The sequence below is a fragment of the Luteolibacter sp. LG18 genome, assembly GCF_036322585.1.
Lineage (GTDB): Bacteria > Verrucomicrobiota > Verrucomicrobiia > Verrucomicrobiales > Akkermansiaceae > Luteolibacter.
In genome coordinates, this window is the sequence record NZ_AP024600.1 from 5,532,084 (window position 1) to 5,549,473 (window position 17,390).

At 64.3% G+C, this 17,390-nt stretch carries 7 protein-coding genes; 3 read left to right on the top strand and 4 right to left on the bottom strand.

Annotated elements, in window-relative coordinates:
* Positions 1–153: 153 nt before the first annotated feature.
* On the top strand, positions 154–8,589 hold the full coding sequence (locus llg_RS22120; protein WP_338287250.1) for a tandem-95 repeat protein: 8,436 nt from the start codon (positions 154–156) through the stop codon (positions 8,587–8,589).
* Positions 8,590–8,681: 92 nt separating this feature from the next.
* Here the strand turns inward: llg_RS22120 and llg_RS22125 are convergent, their stop codons facing one another.
* Both llg_RS22125 and llg_RS22130 read right to left on the bottom strand, forming a co-directional pair.
* Complete coding sequence (locus tag llg_RS22125) at positions 8,682–9,503, bottom strand: glycoside hydrolase family 16 protein (RefSeq protein ID WP_338287251.1); 822 nt, start codon at positions 9,501–9,503, stop codon at positions 8,682–8,684.
* Positions 9,504–9,551: 48 nt separating this feature from the next.
* Positions 9,552–10,877 (bottom strand): hypothetical protein, encoded by a 1,326-nt coding sequence (locus tag llg_RS22130; protein ID WP_338287252.1) that lies wholly within the window; start codon positions 10,875–10,877, stop codon positions 9,552–9,554.
* Between the two features lie 355 nt (positions 10,878–11,232).
* On the opposite strand from llg_RS22130, the gene llg_RS22135 reads away from it, so the two are divergent.
* Both llg_RS22135 and llg_RS22140 read left to right on the top strand, forming a co-directional pair.
* Positions 11,233–11,922, top strand: coding sequence for a response regulator transcription factor (locus tag llg_RS22135; RefSeq protein ID WP_338287253.1), 690 nt, complete (start codon positions 11,233–11,235; stop codon positions 11,920–11,922).
* 107 nt (positions 11,923–12,029) lie between these two features.
* Positions 12,030–12,941, top strand: coding sequence for a glycoside hydrolase family 16 protein (locus llg_RS22140; RefSeq protein ID WP_338287254.1), 912 nt, complete (start codon positions 12,030–12,032; stop codon positions 12,939–12,941).
* Between the two features lie 52 nt (positions 12,942–12,993).
* Here the strand turns inward: llg_RS22140 and llg_RS22145 are convergent, their stop codons facing one another.
* A complete protein-coding gene (locus tag llg_RS22145; protein ID WP_338287255.1) occupies positions 12,994–13,755 on the bottom strand; it encodes a hypothetical protein in 762 nt (253 codons plus the stop codon).
* Positions 13,756–13,762: 7 nt separating this feature from the next.
* Positions 13,763–17,248 (bottom strand): hypothetical protein, encoded by a 3,486-nt coding sequence (locus llg_RS22150; protein ID WP_338287256.1) that lies wholly within the window; start codon positions 17,246–17,248, stop codon positions 13,763–13,765.
* Between the last annotated feature and the right edge of the window lie 142 nt (positions 17,249–17,390).

Sequence of the window (17,390 nt, forward strand, 5' to 3'; positions counted from 1 at the left end):
ACCAGCATCCCGCTGCCAGGCTCCGGGGGGAGGCCGACACGGAAGACACACGAATGCGCCGGTCTTTTGCCCCCCGCGGCAAGACCGGCGCATTTCGTTTTCCAGAGCCATTGTCCGTTCCCCGCTCGCCATCCCCACTCATCCGAAAAACCCATGACCAAAAAACCGAAACCCACCGCCATCGTCCCGGCGGCCATCCTGGTCCTGCTGCCATTCGCGGCATGGTCCACCCCGGCCTACACCTGGGACCTTCGAACCTGGCACCCGCACGCGGAGGCACTGCCATCGAGCCTGACGTCCCAGCAACTCGCATCGCTCGACCAGCTCGATGCCTATTACCCGACAGCGATGACCACGGCGAATGGCACGGGGCTCACCGCTGCGGAACTGAACGAAGTGGCGGCGATGCCCGCCTACTTCGCCTTGAGCCGCGATCCTTCCACAGGGGCTCTCACCGGCCGCGACATCGTGATGGATGGGGATGAAAGTGCCGTCGCACAGCCCGACGTGGGCAAGCCCGCGAGCTTCTACGCCGACTTCACGCTCAAGGTGGAGCGGCTCACCGAGCTCTACGCCAAGGCCACCACCGCGCAGGCCCCGCAGCTCGAGCAGGTGTATTCCGACCTGATCGAGCACTTCCTGGATCTGAACTACCTGCCAGGAGGGCGGGTGCCCGGCTATCTGCCCGTGGGCAACGGCTACCTCTGGCGGGACCATGGCTGGAAGACGCTGCGGATGATGAACAAGCTTTCCGCGGACAAGCGTGACCTCTATGCGATGAGCCTCGCCCACGTCTGCGGGTTTTCCACCCTGCTGCCGGAGAACTCGTGGTCCTCCACGGATGTCTATTACAACTACTACGCGACCGCGAACAAGGCCCTCGCGCTGATGTCGGACACGCCTGCCAAATGGCAGCTCGTGAGACTGGTGCGCCGCGGCATGGATGTCTCCACCATCGGCTGGGAGGATGACCCGGTTTCGCCTCTGGTGCCACGCGATGGCTCCGTCATCCACCACAATGGCTACGCCAGCAACTACACATCCTATTCCTATGCCGGGCAGTTGGTCATGCACACCAACTGGACCACGGCAGGTTTCACCAGTTCCTATACAGCCCAAGCCATCTCGAACATGCGCCGGGCTTCGCTGGCGTGGTGCTTCACCACCACCGGTGGACTGAACCCTTTGCACCAGATCAGGGAAGGAAATTTTCCGTCCGGGACCTCGTTGGGGGACGGTGGAGCGGGCAACGGCCCGGACTTCGCCCTCAAGGCGGCCAATCTCACCAGCGCCTACTACGGCACCCCCATCGCCAATGACCTGGAGATGGCTTATGCCGCGATTTCCAAAACGGGCGTGGGCAGCACGACGCTCCCCACCCAATGGCGGACGATCACGCCGCCCTCCAATCCCGAGCCCAACTCGCCGCTCTACACCGCCACCCTGCAAGGACACTATTCCCGCACCACCACCGGTACCTCCATCCAGCGCGGACCAGGCAATTGGGTTGCCTCGCTCCGCGGCCAGCCCTCCCATTGGACCGGTGCCGAGTCCCGCTCCGCCATGGGGCTGCCGCCTCATTTCATCAAGAAGATGCTGCATGGGTCGCTGGAACTGATCACCACCGGCAAGAACGGTCGCAAACCGAACGAGGTGGATTCCGGCTACCGCTACGAGGGCTGGAATCCCAGCTACTATCCGAACGTGACCTGCCCGGACTACGCGCCCGGCGATCTCCTCTATTGGCAAGTCTGGGCCTATTTCGGCGGTGAAAGCAATCTCATGGGTGGTGCGAACCTGCGGGACAGCGGCATCTGGATGAACGCGGGCACGGCCAGCAAGAGTGCCTTCTTCCTGGGCAACCGCATCGTGCTGGTGACCAACAACATCACCGGCAACGGCCTTCACACCGGCCTGATCCAGACCGCGCACGATACCCCGGCCTCCGAGCCGCTGGTGCTCGACGGCACCTCCAACACGGCCGATGGCACCTGGACGCTGGCCGCCGGTGGCAACCACAAGATCGTGGACCCACGGGGCAATGCCTACTACGTGCACGCGGACCCCGCCACCCCGCAGATCCAGGCCCGCCGTGGCAACCAGGACTGGACCTACGCCCTCGCCAGCCAGTGGACCGGCACCGGCACCGCGCCAACCTTTACCTACGCCTCGGATTTCCTCGCCCGCATGAACGAGTTCACGCCCACCACGGCGAACTACTCGCGGGTGTGGTTCGACCACGGCGCGACCGCGACCAACCAGGCGCTGGAATACACGGTGCTGGTGAAGCCCCAGGCGGGAGATCTGGACACCTACGCCGCTGCCATGGCCAATCCGGCCACCGCTCCGGTCACCGTGACCCAAAGCGCCAAAATGCACCGCTACCGAGACCGCTCCACCGGCACCCATGCCATCGCGGTGTTCGATCCGAATGAAGCTGTGCAGATGGGCGGACTCGCCACGGTGAATCGTGCCGGCGCTTACATCTGGCGCACCGATGGAGATCTGCTGCGTCTCAGCGTCAGCTCCTCGGAGACGGAAAACACGGCGGCTTTCCAACTCGCGCTCACCGGCGAATGGACGCTCGATTCGCAGCAGGACACCTACAGTGTCACCGTGACGCCGAATGCCGGAGGCACGGCGGTGTCGATCTCCTACCGGGACACCCCTCAGAGCCTCGTCCTACGCCGGGTCATGCCGCAGGTGGTGGTGACCGTGCCCGCGAACAATGCCACGGTGAACGCACCCGTCAGCCAAACGATCGGCGCGGATGTGACCACCCATGGCCACACCATCGCGAAAGTGCAGTTTTTCGATGGCACCATCTTGATCGGGGAGGACGCCACCGCGCCCTATTCCGTGACATGGACGACGACCACGCTCGGCAGCCACAACCTGAGCGCCCGCGCGGTGATCTCGGCGGCATCGTCCGTGGACTCGGCACCGGTTGCCGTTTCCGCGGTGAACACGGCACCGGTCTTCAACTCGGATCCCGTCCAGGCACGGGCGGTCGTAAACACCCCCGCCACAGGCCAGCTCGCGGCCACGGATTCCGGAGCCTCCGAAACCTTGACCTACGCGAAAGTCTCCGGTCCCGCCTGGCTCACGGTAGCGGCGGATGGCACGTTGGGAGGAACGCCCTCCAGCGCCAACCTGGGAAGCAACACTTTCACCGTCCGGGTGACGGACAGCTACGGCGCACAGGCTAGCGCCACGCTGACCATCACCGTGGGTCAGACAAATGCCGCCCCGGTCTTCACCGCCAACCCGATCACCAAGCCCGCAGCCATCGAGGATACGGCCTACACGGGCACCTTGGCAGGTTCCGCCACGGACGCGGACGCCGGTGACTGGCTCACCTACTCGAAAGTCAGCGGCCCGGCTTGGTTGCAGGTGGCGGCGAACGGCGCGCTCGGCGGCCCTCCTTCCAACGGCGATGTCGGTGCGAACACGTTCGTCGTGAAAGCAACCGATGGCGCCGGTGCTTCCGTCCAAGCCACCTTGAATCTCAACGTCACCAATGTGAACGATGCTCCTTTGTGGACGAATCCGGTCCTCACGAAGGTGGATGCCACGGCGGGAACCCCCTATTCCGCCAGCGTCACAACCGACGCGAGCGACGCGGACCCGGGCGACACGCTCTCGTTCAGCAAGGTCGCGGGCCCGGCTTGGCTGAACGTGGCGGCGAACGGCGCGCTCTCGGGCACACCCACGACTCCCAATGACAGCGGGCTGCCCTTCACCCTCCGGGTCATGGACTCCGCAGGGGCCAGCGCGGACGCCACGCTCACCCTCATGGTAAACGTCAATACCGGAGATGGCACCTGGCTGAACGCAGCAGGTGGCACTTGGAACACGGTCACCAACTGGAACTCGGCCACCCTCGCCGATGGAGCGAACCGGATCGCGGACTTCAGCACGCTGAACCTCACCACCAACGCGATCGTCACGCTCGATTCGCCACATACCATCGGCCAATTGAAGTTCGGAGACACCACACCCAGCCACAATTGGACGCTGAATGGCTCCTCGCTCACACTTTTGACGACGACCGGGAATCCGACCATTCAGATCACCAGCGGCACCACCGGCATCGGCACGGTGCTCACGGGCTTCCAAGGCTTCACGAAAACCGGTGCCGGAGCGCTAACCCTATCGGGAGCGAACACCTATACCGGCGTCACGACCATCGCGGACGGCTCCGGACTGGTCACGGTCAATGGCAACCAGACCGCGACGACCGGCGGTTGGCTTATCGGATCAGGTTCCAGCGCCACCACCACCGTCACCTTCGCCGCGGGAAGCCAGATCAATGTCAATGCGGGCAAGCAAATCCGCATCGGCAACACCAGTGCCACCGGCACCTCAAGCCAAACCCTGAATGCTGCCGGCACGGTGGAGAACGCTGGCAGCCTGCTAGTCGGTCGTCCGGCGGTGCTCAATTTGAACACCGGCGGCACTTGGGATCAAAGCGGCACCATGAGCGTGGCGGCACAGGGCGGCTATTCAGCCAGTTGCTATGTGAAAAGTGGCTCCATATTCTCATATTACGGAACTTCCACGGTGAAATTGAACGCCGCCGGAGGGTCCGCATACCTGACGATCGATGGCACATTCGCCACCACCGCCGGCTTTGAACAACCCAATGCGCAGGCCACCGGAGTCGGACGAACGACTTTGCAGAATGGCGGCACGCTCAAACTCGCGGCCGACGTGTCGGCGCTGTCAACCGGCGTGCAGTTCACCCTCGGCACCGGTGGCGGAGTGATCAACACCAACGGCTTCACCGCCACCCTCAACCAGCCGCTCACCGGCAACGGCGGCTTCACCAAGGCGGGCGCGGGCACCCTGTTCCTCACCTCTGCGAGCGCCTACACCGGACCGACCTTGATCGGCGGCGGCTTGCTGGCGGTGAATGGCTCGCTTTCCAACGGAGCGGTCACGGTGGGCAATACCGGCACGCTTGGCGGCGGCGGCACCATCGGCGGCGCGGTCACCGTGCAGGCCGGCGGCACGCTTGCTCCGTCCGGCGCCATGACCGTGAACAACACTGTCGGCCTCGCGGGTAACACCGTGATGACCCTGGGCCGAACCGGCGCCATGCATTCCAACACCCAGGTGAAGGGCGTGACCACGCTCACCTATGGTGGCACGCTCACCGTCACCGACGTCGGAACGGATGCGCTGGCCATGGGGGACACGTTCCAGTTGTTCAGTTCCTCCGCTTACACGGGAATCTTCAGCGGCTTCACGTTGCCAGCGCTGCCCGGCGGCTTGAGCTGGCACACCGGAAGGCTCGCCATCGATGGCACCATCACCGTGGGCTCGCTGCCGCTGGCGGTGAATGACAATTTCACCACCACGGAAGACACCGCAGGCACGTTCGCGGTGATGGCGAACGATAGTGATCCGGATAACGACACCCTCACGCTCCTCTCCGTGACCCAGGGGGCACACGGCAGCGTGACGATCTCCGGAAGCAACGTGACCTACACTCCGGCCGCGAACTACAACGGTACCGACAGCTTCACCTACACCGTCACCGATTCCAGCGATGGCACGGCGATGGCGACCGTTTCGGTCACGGTCACGCCGATGAACGACGCGCCGACCTTCACCGCGAACCCGATCACCGGCGGCAATGCCACCGAGGACAGCGCGTATTCCGGATCGATCGCCAGCTACGGCTCCGACATCGACGCGGGCGACACGCTCACCTTCTCGAAGGTGTCCGGTCCGTCGTGGCTCACCGTGGCTTCGAATGGCGCGCTCTCCGGCACGCCGCTCAATGGCGACGTGGGTGCGAACGCCTTCACCGTGAAGGTGACCGATGCCGCGGGTGCGAACGTCAATGCGACGCTGAACATCGCGGTGGCGAACGTGAACGATGCTCCGGTCTTCACGGCAAACCCGATCACCGGCGGCAATGCCACCGAGGACAGCGCGTATTCCGGATCGATCGCCAGCTATGGCACCGATGTGGATGCGGGCGACAGCCTCACCTTCTCGAAGGTGAGCGGTCCGGCCTGGTTGTCCGTTGCCTCGAATGGAGCGCTCTCCGGCACGCCCGGAAATTCCGACGTGGGAGCGAATAGCTTCACCGTGAAGGTGACCGACGCCGCGGGTGCGAACGTCAACGCGACGCTGAACATCACCGTGGTCAACGTGAACGATGCCCCGACCTTCGCCTCCGCCCTCACGGCACCGGACGCGACCTCGGGCATGCCCTACACCGGCAACACCATCGGCAGCTCCGCCAGTGACGTGGACGCGGGTGACGCGCTTACTTACTCGAAGGTTTCCGGTCCATCCTGGCTGGTTGTCGCTTCCACCGGCACGCTTTCCGGCACCCCTGGGCTCGCCGATGGCGGCAGCGCCAACGTCTTCACGGTGCGCGCCACCGATGGAACGGGGGCCTATGCCGAGACCACGCTGACGATCAACGTGATCATCCCCGACCTCGCCGCCGATCCGGATGGCGATGGCTCGCCGACCGGCTTGGAGTTCACCGTTGGCACAGCGCCGTTCGACAACGCTTCGGTTCCGGGTTCGATCTACACCAACCTCCGCGGCTGGTGGAAACTTGACGAAACCTCCGGCACCAATGCCGATGACGCCACCGGCCGCGTGCAGGATGGCACCCTCGCCGGCAGCCCGGCATCCACCGCCGGCATCGTGGGCAATGCCCTGAACCTCGACGGCACCGATGACGGCATCACGCTCGGCAACGCCCCGTCGCTGTCCGGCACCGGTGACTTCACGGTCGGTGCCTGGGTGAAGATCGCTCCGGGCTCCGGCACGGGCGTGATCATCCAGCAGCGCGATGCGACCGGCTCCGGCTACAACGGGGAGTATGGACTCCAGGTGCTGTCCAACGGCACCGTCGAGTTCTACATCTACAACGGCGGCTACCAGTTCGACATCACCACCCCGACGACCTACGGCCTGGTGAACGACAACCAGTGGCACTACGTCGCCGCCACCCGCAGCGGCACCACCGGCACCGTCTATGTGGATGGCAACCCGCTGGCCACCGCCTCCGGCACGGCCAAGAGCCTGGTGTCCACGCTCACCATGTCGATCGGCTGGGACCAGCGTGACAACAACAAGCGCTTCAAGGGCCTACTCGACGAGGTCCGCCTCTACACCCGCGCGCTGAGCGCCAGTGAACTCAATGGCATCCATGACGGCCTGATCGCCAACCGCGCCCCGGCCTTCACCGCCGGTTCGTATACCCTCACCAATGCGACCGTGGGTTCCACCTACGCTGGCACCCTGGTGGGCAAGGCGACCGACGCCGACACCGACGTGCTGACCTTCGCCAAGGTCTCCGGCCCGTCGTGGCTCACGGTCGCCTCGAATGGCACGCTGTCCGGCACACCGGCGGCGGGCGACGCGGGCACCGGCAGCTACTCGGTGAGCGTCACCGATCCGGATGGCCAGAGCGCCACCGCCTCGCTGAGTGTCACGGTCTACGGCGCGTTGCCCTCCGGCTGGACCGCCGGGGACATCGGCAGCACCGGTGTCGTGGGTTCCAGCGGCTACACCTCGGGCACCGGCCTCTACACGATCAGTGGAGCAGGCGCGGACATCTGGGGCACGGCCGATGCGTTCCAATATGCTTCCACCTCGATGACGGGTGACGGTGAGATCCGCGCCCGGGTGACCTCGCAGTCGAATACCGGTGGCTGGGCGAAGGCCGGTGTCATGATGCGTGACACCACCGCCGCGGGTTCCGCCCACGCGATGATGGTGGTGACGCCGTCCAACGGCTTCGCCAACCAGTATCGAGCGACCACGGGTGCAAGCAGCAGCCACATCGCCGGACCGGCGCTCAACGCCTACCCGAACAACTGGGTGCGCGTGACGCGCTGCGGTTCCCTGTTCACCACCTACGTGTCGTCCAACGGCACGACGTGGACGCAGGTCGGCCAGGAAACGGTGACGATGGGCAGCACGATCCGCGTGGGTCTGGCGGTGGACTCCACCTCCACCACCACGGCCAGCACGGCGACCTTCGACAACGTGACGGTGACGCCGTATCCCTCGCCGTGGGTCACGGCGGACGTCGGCACCACCGGTGTGGCGGGCCGCTCGGAGTTCTTCAACAACGTCCATACCTTGAACGGCGCGGGCGTGGTGGGAGGCACCGCGGACGGACTGCGCTACACCTACCAGGCGCTGACCGCGGATGGCGACATCACGGTGCGTATCCCGAGCTTCGCCAACACCGGCTCCAGCTCGCGGATCGGGGTGATGATTCGTGACACGCTGTCGGCGAATTCGGCGCACGTGTTCCTCGGTACGGATGGCTCGGGTGCCTTCACCTGGACCTACCGCACCACGGCGGGCGGCAGCACGACCACCGCGAACAGCGGCACGGCGACGGCTCCGAACGTGTGGGTGCGCCTGACCCGCGTGGGCAATGTCATCACGGCCTACAGCAGCACGAATGGGACGAGTTGGACGACGGTGGGCAGCCAGACGGTGACGATGGCGAGCAACTGCTACATCGGCCTGGCCGTGGGCAGCGGCAACACGACCGGGCTGAACGCCTCGACGTTCGACAACGTCACGGTCACTCCGTAAACGCTCGATCGAATCCACGCGGGCGGCGGCTCCGGTTTGCATGATGCGAACTGGTCCGCCGCCCGCTTCGCTTCCGTTCCACTGGACGAGGGCTACTCCTTCCTGTCGTTCTTGCGGTCCCGGTCCGCCTCAGACTGGGCGGGTGTCTGCCACACCCGAACATAATCCACGATGAATGCATCCGGTAGCGCGGCCTTGGCGATATCCCCAGCCCATTTCTCACTTTCGCAGGAGAGGATAAGATATTCCGGAGCCTTGGAAATGGGGACGCTCTCCGGCCAGCGGCCCGTCTCCGCGCCATCGATGTAGAACGCATACCCCTTCTCGTCCCATTTGACGGCAAAGGTGTGAAACCCCTTCGTCATCCCCGGCACCTTCGCCTCGATTCCGACCGACTTGTGGAATTCCTTGTAGCCGCCCCAGTGCGCGGTGTGGTGCATCACATCCCCATTGTAGGCTAAGTGCTCCATCACATCGATTTCCACACCGGACTTGGCCGGATCCTCAACCGGCTTCCCGAAAGTCGGCGAAGCGAGCCAGAAGGCGCTCCAAAACCCGTTTTCCTTCTGCAACTGGCACCGGCATTCGAAATAGCCGTGCGTGGCTTCGAATTTCCCCGCCGTGCCGATGTAGCCGGTCTCATAGCGGTCTCCGTTCTTCCGCACCACGATCTGAAGATGGCCCTCACCATCCTGTCGGCAGGCGTCCTCCATGTTCCACAGGTCCCGCCATTTCCCGCCCATCATGGGTGACCAAACCTTGGGATCGGGAGGAGCACCTTTGGCACCATTGAATTCGTCGCGAAACACCAGCTTGTATCCCTGATCCAGGATCGGCTTCGGCACCTCGGCCTCGGTGGACGCCTTGGCGGCGGGCATGACGGCGAACAGGGCGATGGCGGGCAGGTGACGCATGGAGCCGATATGACGTCCGAGGGTTTCGCGAACTTACATGAGATCCCGTCAGATCCCGGGTCCGGTCGATTTACGGCCGAGCTTCCACACCGGCCCGGAGGGATCGAAGGGCGCGGCCATCTCCTTCGCCTTCACCTCGGGCAGACCGGAATCGAGACGGAACAACGGCAGGATCGGCGCGCCGGTCGACGCCTTCTGATAAGTCGCGCCGATCTCCTCGATGTAAAGCAGAGCCCCGAACGATCCGCCCGGCACCTCGCTGATGAGGATCTCCAGTTCGTATTCCGATCCGGCGTTCGCCTCGAACTCGGTCCCTACCGCCAGCCCGCCGATGGCATCGTTCCATCCGCCGAGCGTGTCGTATTGATAAAACGTCACCGGAAGCTTCATCGGATAGTCCCGGCGGATCGCCTTCTTGAGATCCTGGTTCTCCGCTTCGCCACGCAGCACCGCCCGGGTGTTCTTGTCGGAGAACGACATCGGCGCGGTTCCGGAAGTCCAGCCGTGATCGAGCACCGCCTTGCGGTTGAACCGGACCACCATGATGTCATCGGCGGCTCCCACGAAACGGTAACGCGCCGTCTTGGGCGGAATCACGCTGCCCCGGTAGAGCACCATCCAGCGGCTCGGCTGAACCTCCTTCTCGCACTTGAAGGCGGCCGGTGCCGCATCCGCGGACATCCTTGGAATGTAGACACGGGTCTGATAAAGCTTCTGCGGAGCCTGATAGTATTTCCTCAGGGTGCTGTCCCGCCAGCCATCGTTCACGAATTCGCGGACGATCTTCACCATGTCACCGGGAGTCACATCGGTGGACTGCCGCTTGTCCGTCTGCTTCATGTCATAGAAGGTGCCGACCATCGCGCCGGCATTGGGATCGACGAGGCCGAAGGGGCTCATCCCTCCCGCGGCACCACCACCGAGGCCCGGCCCCATGCCGCCGCCGAAACCGCGGCCATTGCCATCCCCGCGGCCGCCACCGGCGCCGCTGCCACCCAGCCCGCCGGACAAAGCACCCGAGCTCAGGGAGCCCACCGAGGACATCGACGCGGCGGGATCGACTTCCGGCAGGGTGAACGACGAGGACGATCCCTTGGCGGAGAGACGTGGCGCGTTCGCCGTGGTCATCGTGGCGCGCTTTTTTTTCTGGCTCACCTCCTTCACCCCCGAAGAGCCCCCTCCACCGCCCTTCGGCATGAAGTCGATCTCCGCTTTCTTCGCCGGAATGATCTGGAACACCCACACCACTCCCACCGCGAGCAAGATGGCGTGGACGATGATCGACACGGACAGCGAGCCTCCCCCGAGCTTTCGCCAGACGGACGGCGGGCGGTGCTTCGGGCGGACGGTTTCAGGGAAAAGATCGAGGGACATGGAGGGGCTGGGTTGTGGGAACCACAGGGGGATTCCCTTTCCGTCCACTGTATCCTCCTTTCCCATCCCCGGTAGTGGGTAAAACTGCCAGTGCCTCCCGGGATGGCGGCACATGGAAAGGGGAGGCTCGAAGCCTCCCCTTTCTGGATGGCCCGCCCTCTGGTAAGGACAGGCGGAAACCACCCGCGGATACACTTAGGCAATAACAAATGAACGGAGCCAACCTACCTTCCGGCTCCAGTGCCCCACCATTGGCAATACTGCCCATGGGAAACCGCCGCTTCCCCGAATTGGAAAGATGGGTAGAATTGCCGAATTGCACGAACCCTCCCACATCGCGATACTTGACTGAATCATGAGCACACCCGATCACCCGAAACCCGCCTTCGTGGGAGACAAGGCGGCCACCACCCCACGCCCGCCCATCACCGTCGCAGTCGTGGAAGATGACTCCCGTATCCGCTGGAGCCTCACCGCCATCCTGGAAGAGGAAGACGATCTTGAATGCGTGGGCGCCTTCGCCAGTGCCGAAGAGGCCCTGACCCATCTGCCGAAGCTCGCCCCCCAAGTCGTGCTGATGGACGTGAACCTTCCCGGCATGACCGGGATCGACTGCGTTCGGCAGCTCACCGCCCGCCCGAAGCCGCCGCAGATCATCATGCTGACGGTGCGCCAGGACGCCGAAATCATCTTCGATGCACTGGCCGCCGGCGCCAGCGGCTACCTCCTGAAGCCCCCCACCGCCGGTGAACTGGTCAATGCCGTGCGCGACGTGTCTTGCGGCGGGGCTCCGATGACCGCATCGATCGCCCGCCGTGTCGTCCAGTCCTTCAACAAGGTACGCCCCAAGACCGCGGAGACCGAGGCCCTGTCGCCCCGTGAAATCCAGGTGCTCGAACTGCTCGTGAAAGGCTTCGCCTACAAGGAAGTCGCCGCGGAACTCGGCATCAGCTACTCCACGGTCCAACGCCACATCGAGAGCATCTACCGAAAACTCCACGTTCACTCGCGCACCCACGCGGTCACGAAGTATCTCGGGGCCTGAGGTCCCCATGGGCAGTTTTGCCCGCTACCCGCAGCCCGGTTTTCCAGGATGATGGTCACATGCACGCCAATCCGCCTTCCGCCGGATCCGCGTGAACCCTTCATCCCATGTCCAACTCCCCTTCCTTCCCAAAGTGGGGCCTCGCCCTGGCTCTCCCCGCGCTGCTCGCCACCACCGGATGCGACTCCCCGGCCAAGGCCAAGCAGGCATCTTCCCCCGGACAAAACACCCGGGCGGATGAAACCGCCGTGCCCCCGGGCATCCAGCCCGCCGCCGCGGACCAATGGCAACTCGTGTGGCGGGATGAATTCGAGGGTGCCGCGTTCGACCCCACCAAGTGGGACTACCGTTACCTCGGCCCGCGCGACGGCGCCATCATGACCAAAGACTGCATCACCGTGGAGAACGGGCTGATGCGCGTGTGGGTCCGCGAAAAGGATGGCCAGCTCCTCAATGGAATGGTGAGCACGCACAAGAAGTTCGAAACCCTCCACGGCATCATCGCCGGGCGCATCCGCTTCCCGCGGCAACAAGGACAGCATGGCTCCCTCTGGATGCAGCCGTCCAAGGGCGAGAAGATCCCGGACAATCCCGCGCGCAGCGGCGCCGAGATCGACATCGTCGAATGGTTCGGCCATGGCCGCAAGGATGGCGGCATCGCCTCCAACCTCTATTGGCCCGGCGTGAAAGACGGCACGCTCGACATCAAAGCGAACCACGCCGGCGGCACCCATCCCTACCCCCTCTTGCCGGCGGGCGAAATCCTGAGCGACAACTTCCACGTCTTCTCCGTGGAATGGACGCCGACCGAATACGTCTTCCGGATCGACGGCAACGAAACCCAACGCGTTTCCCAAGGAGTCTCCCAAGTGCCGCAATATCTCATTCTCAGCCTGTTCTCCGCGGCCTGGGAAGCCCCGCGCCTCGACCGCACCCAGCTCCCCAACAGCATGGATGTCGACTGGGTGCGAGTGTGGCAGCGGAATTCCGCGCCGGCCCAGGAGGTGACGCGAAAGTAATCGGGCGAAAGGACCGGAAGTTCGCAGCGCGAAGCCGGGCTTCGCGCTGCACTCACTTTGTCTCCCACGCGATCGTCGGCAGCAGCGTGAACGCCAACTCCCCGTCATTCGGACGCTGGTAAAGCAGCCCCAGGTTCCTTTCATCGAAACGGATCGCGCGCCGTGTGCTCACACGGGAAACCCATTCCTCCTTCTCCCGGTCGAAGATCTCGATCGGCATCTGGTAGTCCGTGAAGGCCGCCACCGAGAACACCGCGAGACTGTTCGGCGTGAGCACCTTTTTCTCGATTCCCACCCGGACCCCCAGCCCGCGGTTCGCCGCATTGAACAAGAGCATCTGCCCTTTCGCCACGCTTCCGGCATCGTAGGGAAACACCAGGAGCCGTGGGGCCTTCACCCCGCCGTCCATGAACAGCACGTAGCGCCCGCCGCCGGTGGGCAGCAAAGTCTCCGCCACCGGTACGAAGGCCGCCTCGTCTGGAGTTCCGCTCCCCTTGCGGAAGAGTTGGAACTTCCGTGGTCCTTGGTAGTGGATCGGCTCGGAGTAGGACTGGGGCACGCATTTCACTGCCTCGTATTCCTTGCCCTTTGGCACGAAGTACTCCCTCTGCGCGGTGCCATCCTCCTTCGCGGCCGGAGCCTTCGCTTTTTCCGTCCACAGGGCGCTGCCCACCGTGTTCCAGAGATACAGCCGGACCTCGGCCTGCACGGTCTCGTTGTCGGTCGTGGCCTGGGCCTTGGCCGGCACCGCGCTCCCACTGGCAAGCAGGCCCGAGGCGAGAAAGGAGCGGAGGATGGTTGAAATGGGTTTCATTGGATTTTCAGATTTCATCGGAGGTCATCCAGCGGAAGGACACCACGCGGAAGGTTCGCCCGAAGCGCTCCTCCATGGAGCCCGCCGCCGGTTTCGCGGTCGGTTCCAGTCCACCACCGACCCACTGCGGCTCGCGTTGCACGATCGCCTCGCAACGGGCGCTCGCCAGCAGCTTGCCGGCCGAATCGCGGGCTTCACCGTAGGTTTGGATCCGGAACGTGTCCGAGCGCACCGTCAGGAACGGGCCGATCTTCGCGAGGATGTCCGATGGCATCAGGTAGAGCGGCGCGCCGAATCCGCGGGCACCGGCCGCAGCCTCCGGATACACGTGCCCGGTCTCGCTTGATCCGTAGAGTTTGACCGAGGGGCTCAAGTCTCCCGGCTTCACCCAATCGGAGCGGGAGATCGACTGGTTCACATCCTCGCTGCCGTCCGATTTCTTTCCATCCAGCGCCGCCTGCAGCGCCCCTTGGTTGCAAACCTGGTCCGCCGTGAGCCCGCTGCGGCCGTGCGATGCCGGATCGATGCTACGGTTCACGAACGCCGCGAGCGTGGGAAACGGTCCGCGCAATTTCACCTGTTCCACCAGGTGCTCCGCCAGCAGATCGAGCGAGCGCTCGTCCAGCATGCGGGCATCCTGCAAATAGGGATCCGCGCTGGTCGCTGTCATGCCACCATCGATCGAGCGGAATGCGGTGTCCGCCTGCGGAATCCGGTTGTAGCCGGGCAGGTCCGCCGCCTTGCCGTCCGCCGTATTCCGGATGCCCACCGTCGAGGCCAACAACGCCTTCCACGCCGCCTTCGAAGTCGAGTTCACATTGAAACCTCCATCCAGATACACCTTGGAAAGGGCGGCCAGCGGGTCGTTCATCGCCGCCTTGGACTCGCGATCCTCATGCCCCCACTTCAGTCGGGCGTTCAGGAACCGTCCCTTGTCCTGCTCGTAGCCGCTCAGGTAGTAGGTGTCCCACAGCGCGTTGTTGTAGAGAAACGAGGTATCCGCCCGGTAGATGTAACCGACTTCCTTCGGCACGCCATGGTAGTTCACGGACCAGTCCCATTTCGCGACGGTATAGGCCCGCAGTTGGTCGGCCGGATGGTGCGGCGGACGCACCGAGTTGCCGATGGGATAGGTCGGCTCCAGATCCTCGCCGCCGCTGCTGCCACGGTGGGCCTCGGCGTTGTAGTCGAAGGGACGCACCAAGGCCGCATGGCTGAACTGCGCAAGCGAAAGAACCGGCTCCGAATCCCGCGGCACATGGAACAGCACGCAACGGTCCGCGCCCCCAAGATCGGAACCGCCCACGAAGGTGTAGTGGGGGCCGGCTGCGGAAGGATTCGTGAGCTGCGGCTTCAAGTAGGACGAGACATCCGTGCCCGCGCGGAGCGTTCCGGTGACGAACTGCGGGGGCGTGCTGGCAGCATCGCCGACGTAGGAATAGTGGTGAGCCCGGAGATTGTAACCCGCCAGGCCTTTCGCCGGATAACCGTTCGCCTCGGTCGGGGAGGCCAGCGGCTGCAATTGGTTCTCGATCAGCTTCCGCGCCATGACCGCGCCCCACCGCGGCGTGCTCGGCCCCATCAACGGGGCGGCGGCAGGACGGATCTGCGGGATGAAGGCACCGGCCGCATCGGCGGCGTCATCGATGTCCCAGGCAAGCCCCGCCACGTGGATCCCCAGTTCATTGGATAGAAGGCGTGTCTCGCTCCCATAGTTGTTGTTGGTCGCACTGTCGCCATCCGAATCCGTCCGGGTGACTTGAATCGAGGGAGGGGACGCGGGAGCGAAGGCCACCGTGGCTGCCTTGGTGTATAGGCCGAACCCGTCCTGCCATTCCGGCACAAGCTCCTGTCCGGCATTGGAGGTGTTGAAGGGGATGTGCTTCTTCGGCGTGGTCAGGATGATGGACTTCCCGGCCGGGATCTCGATCGGTTTCGAACTGAAGAAGCAGAGCGGCCTGAATGTCACCGTGGAGGATCCCGGCGAACCCACGAAGGAATAGGTGCCCTTCAACTGGTACCCGAAGGTCAGTTCATACCAGCCGGTGGAAGCGTTCTTGTTCGCCATCAGGTTCACCCGGAACGGGGGCACGCGCATCGGCTGATCATAGGGATTCCACAGCACGATCATCGGAAAGAGGTGGAACATCACGTCATAGGTCCCCGCTCCCACCTCCTGGTAGGAAACGTCGAAGAACATCTGCGCGCGGTTCAGCACCGGGTAGAACTGGGACACCGCACCCAGTTCACGGCCGGTGATGTTCGGGCTCTGGTTCGCGCCCAGCGTCGGCACCTTGCCCAGCCAATCCCGGACATCCATCACCTGGGAACCGGACGAGATCCGCTTGCCATAGTTCACATAGTCCTGGAGCACCGACCACGGCACACCGCCGGGACGCCAGGTCAACGGCCTGCCGGTCTCCCCATCCGCGGGCGTCCCCTGCTGCGGGAAGATGAGCTCGGAATCGAACACCTTCTTGTCGATCATGCCCTGCAGGTCGCCCTGACGAAAAGCCGCCGTCAGGTCGCGGCGGAAGCCTCCACGCTGCATGTCCACCAACAGCGAGCGGGAACTGGTTGTCAGATCCGACCGCAAACGCTTGAGATCCTCCCGGCACGCCATGGGATCGTTGCCAGCGAGGGCGACCGTCTCCATCGACGCCAGTTTGCCATAGACCGGATCGTCTCCGCCCTTGGGAAGGGATGCCAAAGTTGCTCCCGGTGGGTTACTGGAACCCGCCCCCTTCGTGACCCAGTCCACCCGGTTGCGATGTCCCAGCGCGCCGCCAGCCAAAGCCCCCACCTTGTCGCTCGGCTCGTCATAGGGATGACGCAGGTCGAGCCGGGCTTTCACTCCCTCATCCTCCACCCAATAGGCATAGCCCCCCTGCGTCGAGTTCGCGGTCTTCACGGCCATCAGCGGAGCGCGCACCACCTGCTCGCTCCCCGCCCGGGAACAATGTCCCACCACGACGTCTCCCGGACGGTCGGCTCCCCCGGCAGGCAACGATTGATCGGGCGTGAGGTAACCCGTCGGATAGCCATTTGCCTGCCCCCCGGCGGACGAAAGGTCAAAGCGCTCGTTTCCCGACACCAGATACGCCGGAAACTTCTGCGGACGCCTCAGGTGCAGGTCCCGCCCCAGCTTGTCCGAAAGCGGGTTATCCTCCGTCCTCCACACTCCCGTCAGCCATGGCTGCTTCAACGCGGCGCTGTTCCCGGCGGGCTCCATGATGTCAGCCCGCGCGGTGACGCGCTGGTCCGCTCCGGCGTGTTTCTGAAGTTCCGCGATCGCCAGCATCAATCCCAGGCGCGCATTGGCCCGTGCCTCCTCCCGTGCCACCCCCGCTTGGGAGCCCCGCAACGAGATCGACGAAAGCGACAGCAATCCCAGCCCCAGCATGGCGAGCAACATCATCAGGAGCAGGACACACACGAGAGCGAAGCCCTGCTTTCGGCCCTGCCCGTGGTGAATGGAGACGTGGGTTTTCATCGACTGGAGTTTTCTTGCGATCCCGCGCGTCACCGTTCAGAGGAGCGCGTTTTCACGAGCGGACCGCTTCCTTTCCCACCACGGAAAAGAAGCCGCCCGTCGCGATTGAATCATCCACCCACTCCCCCATCCTGCCTATTGG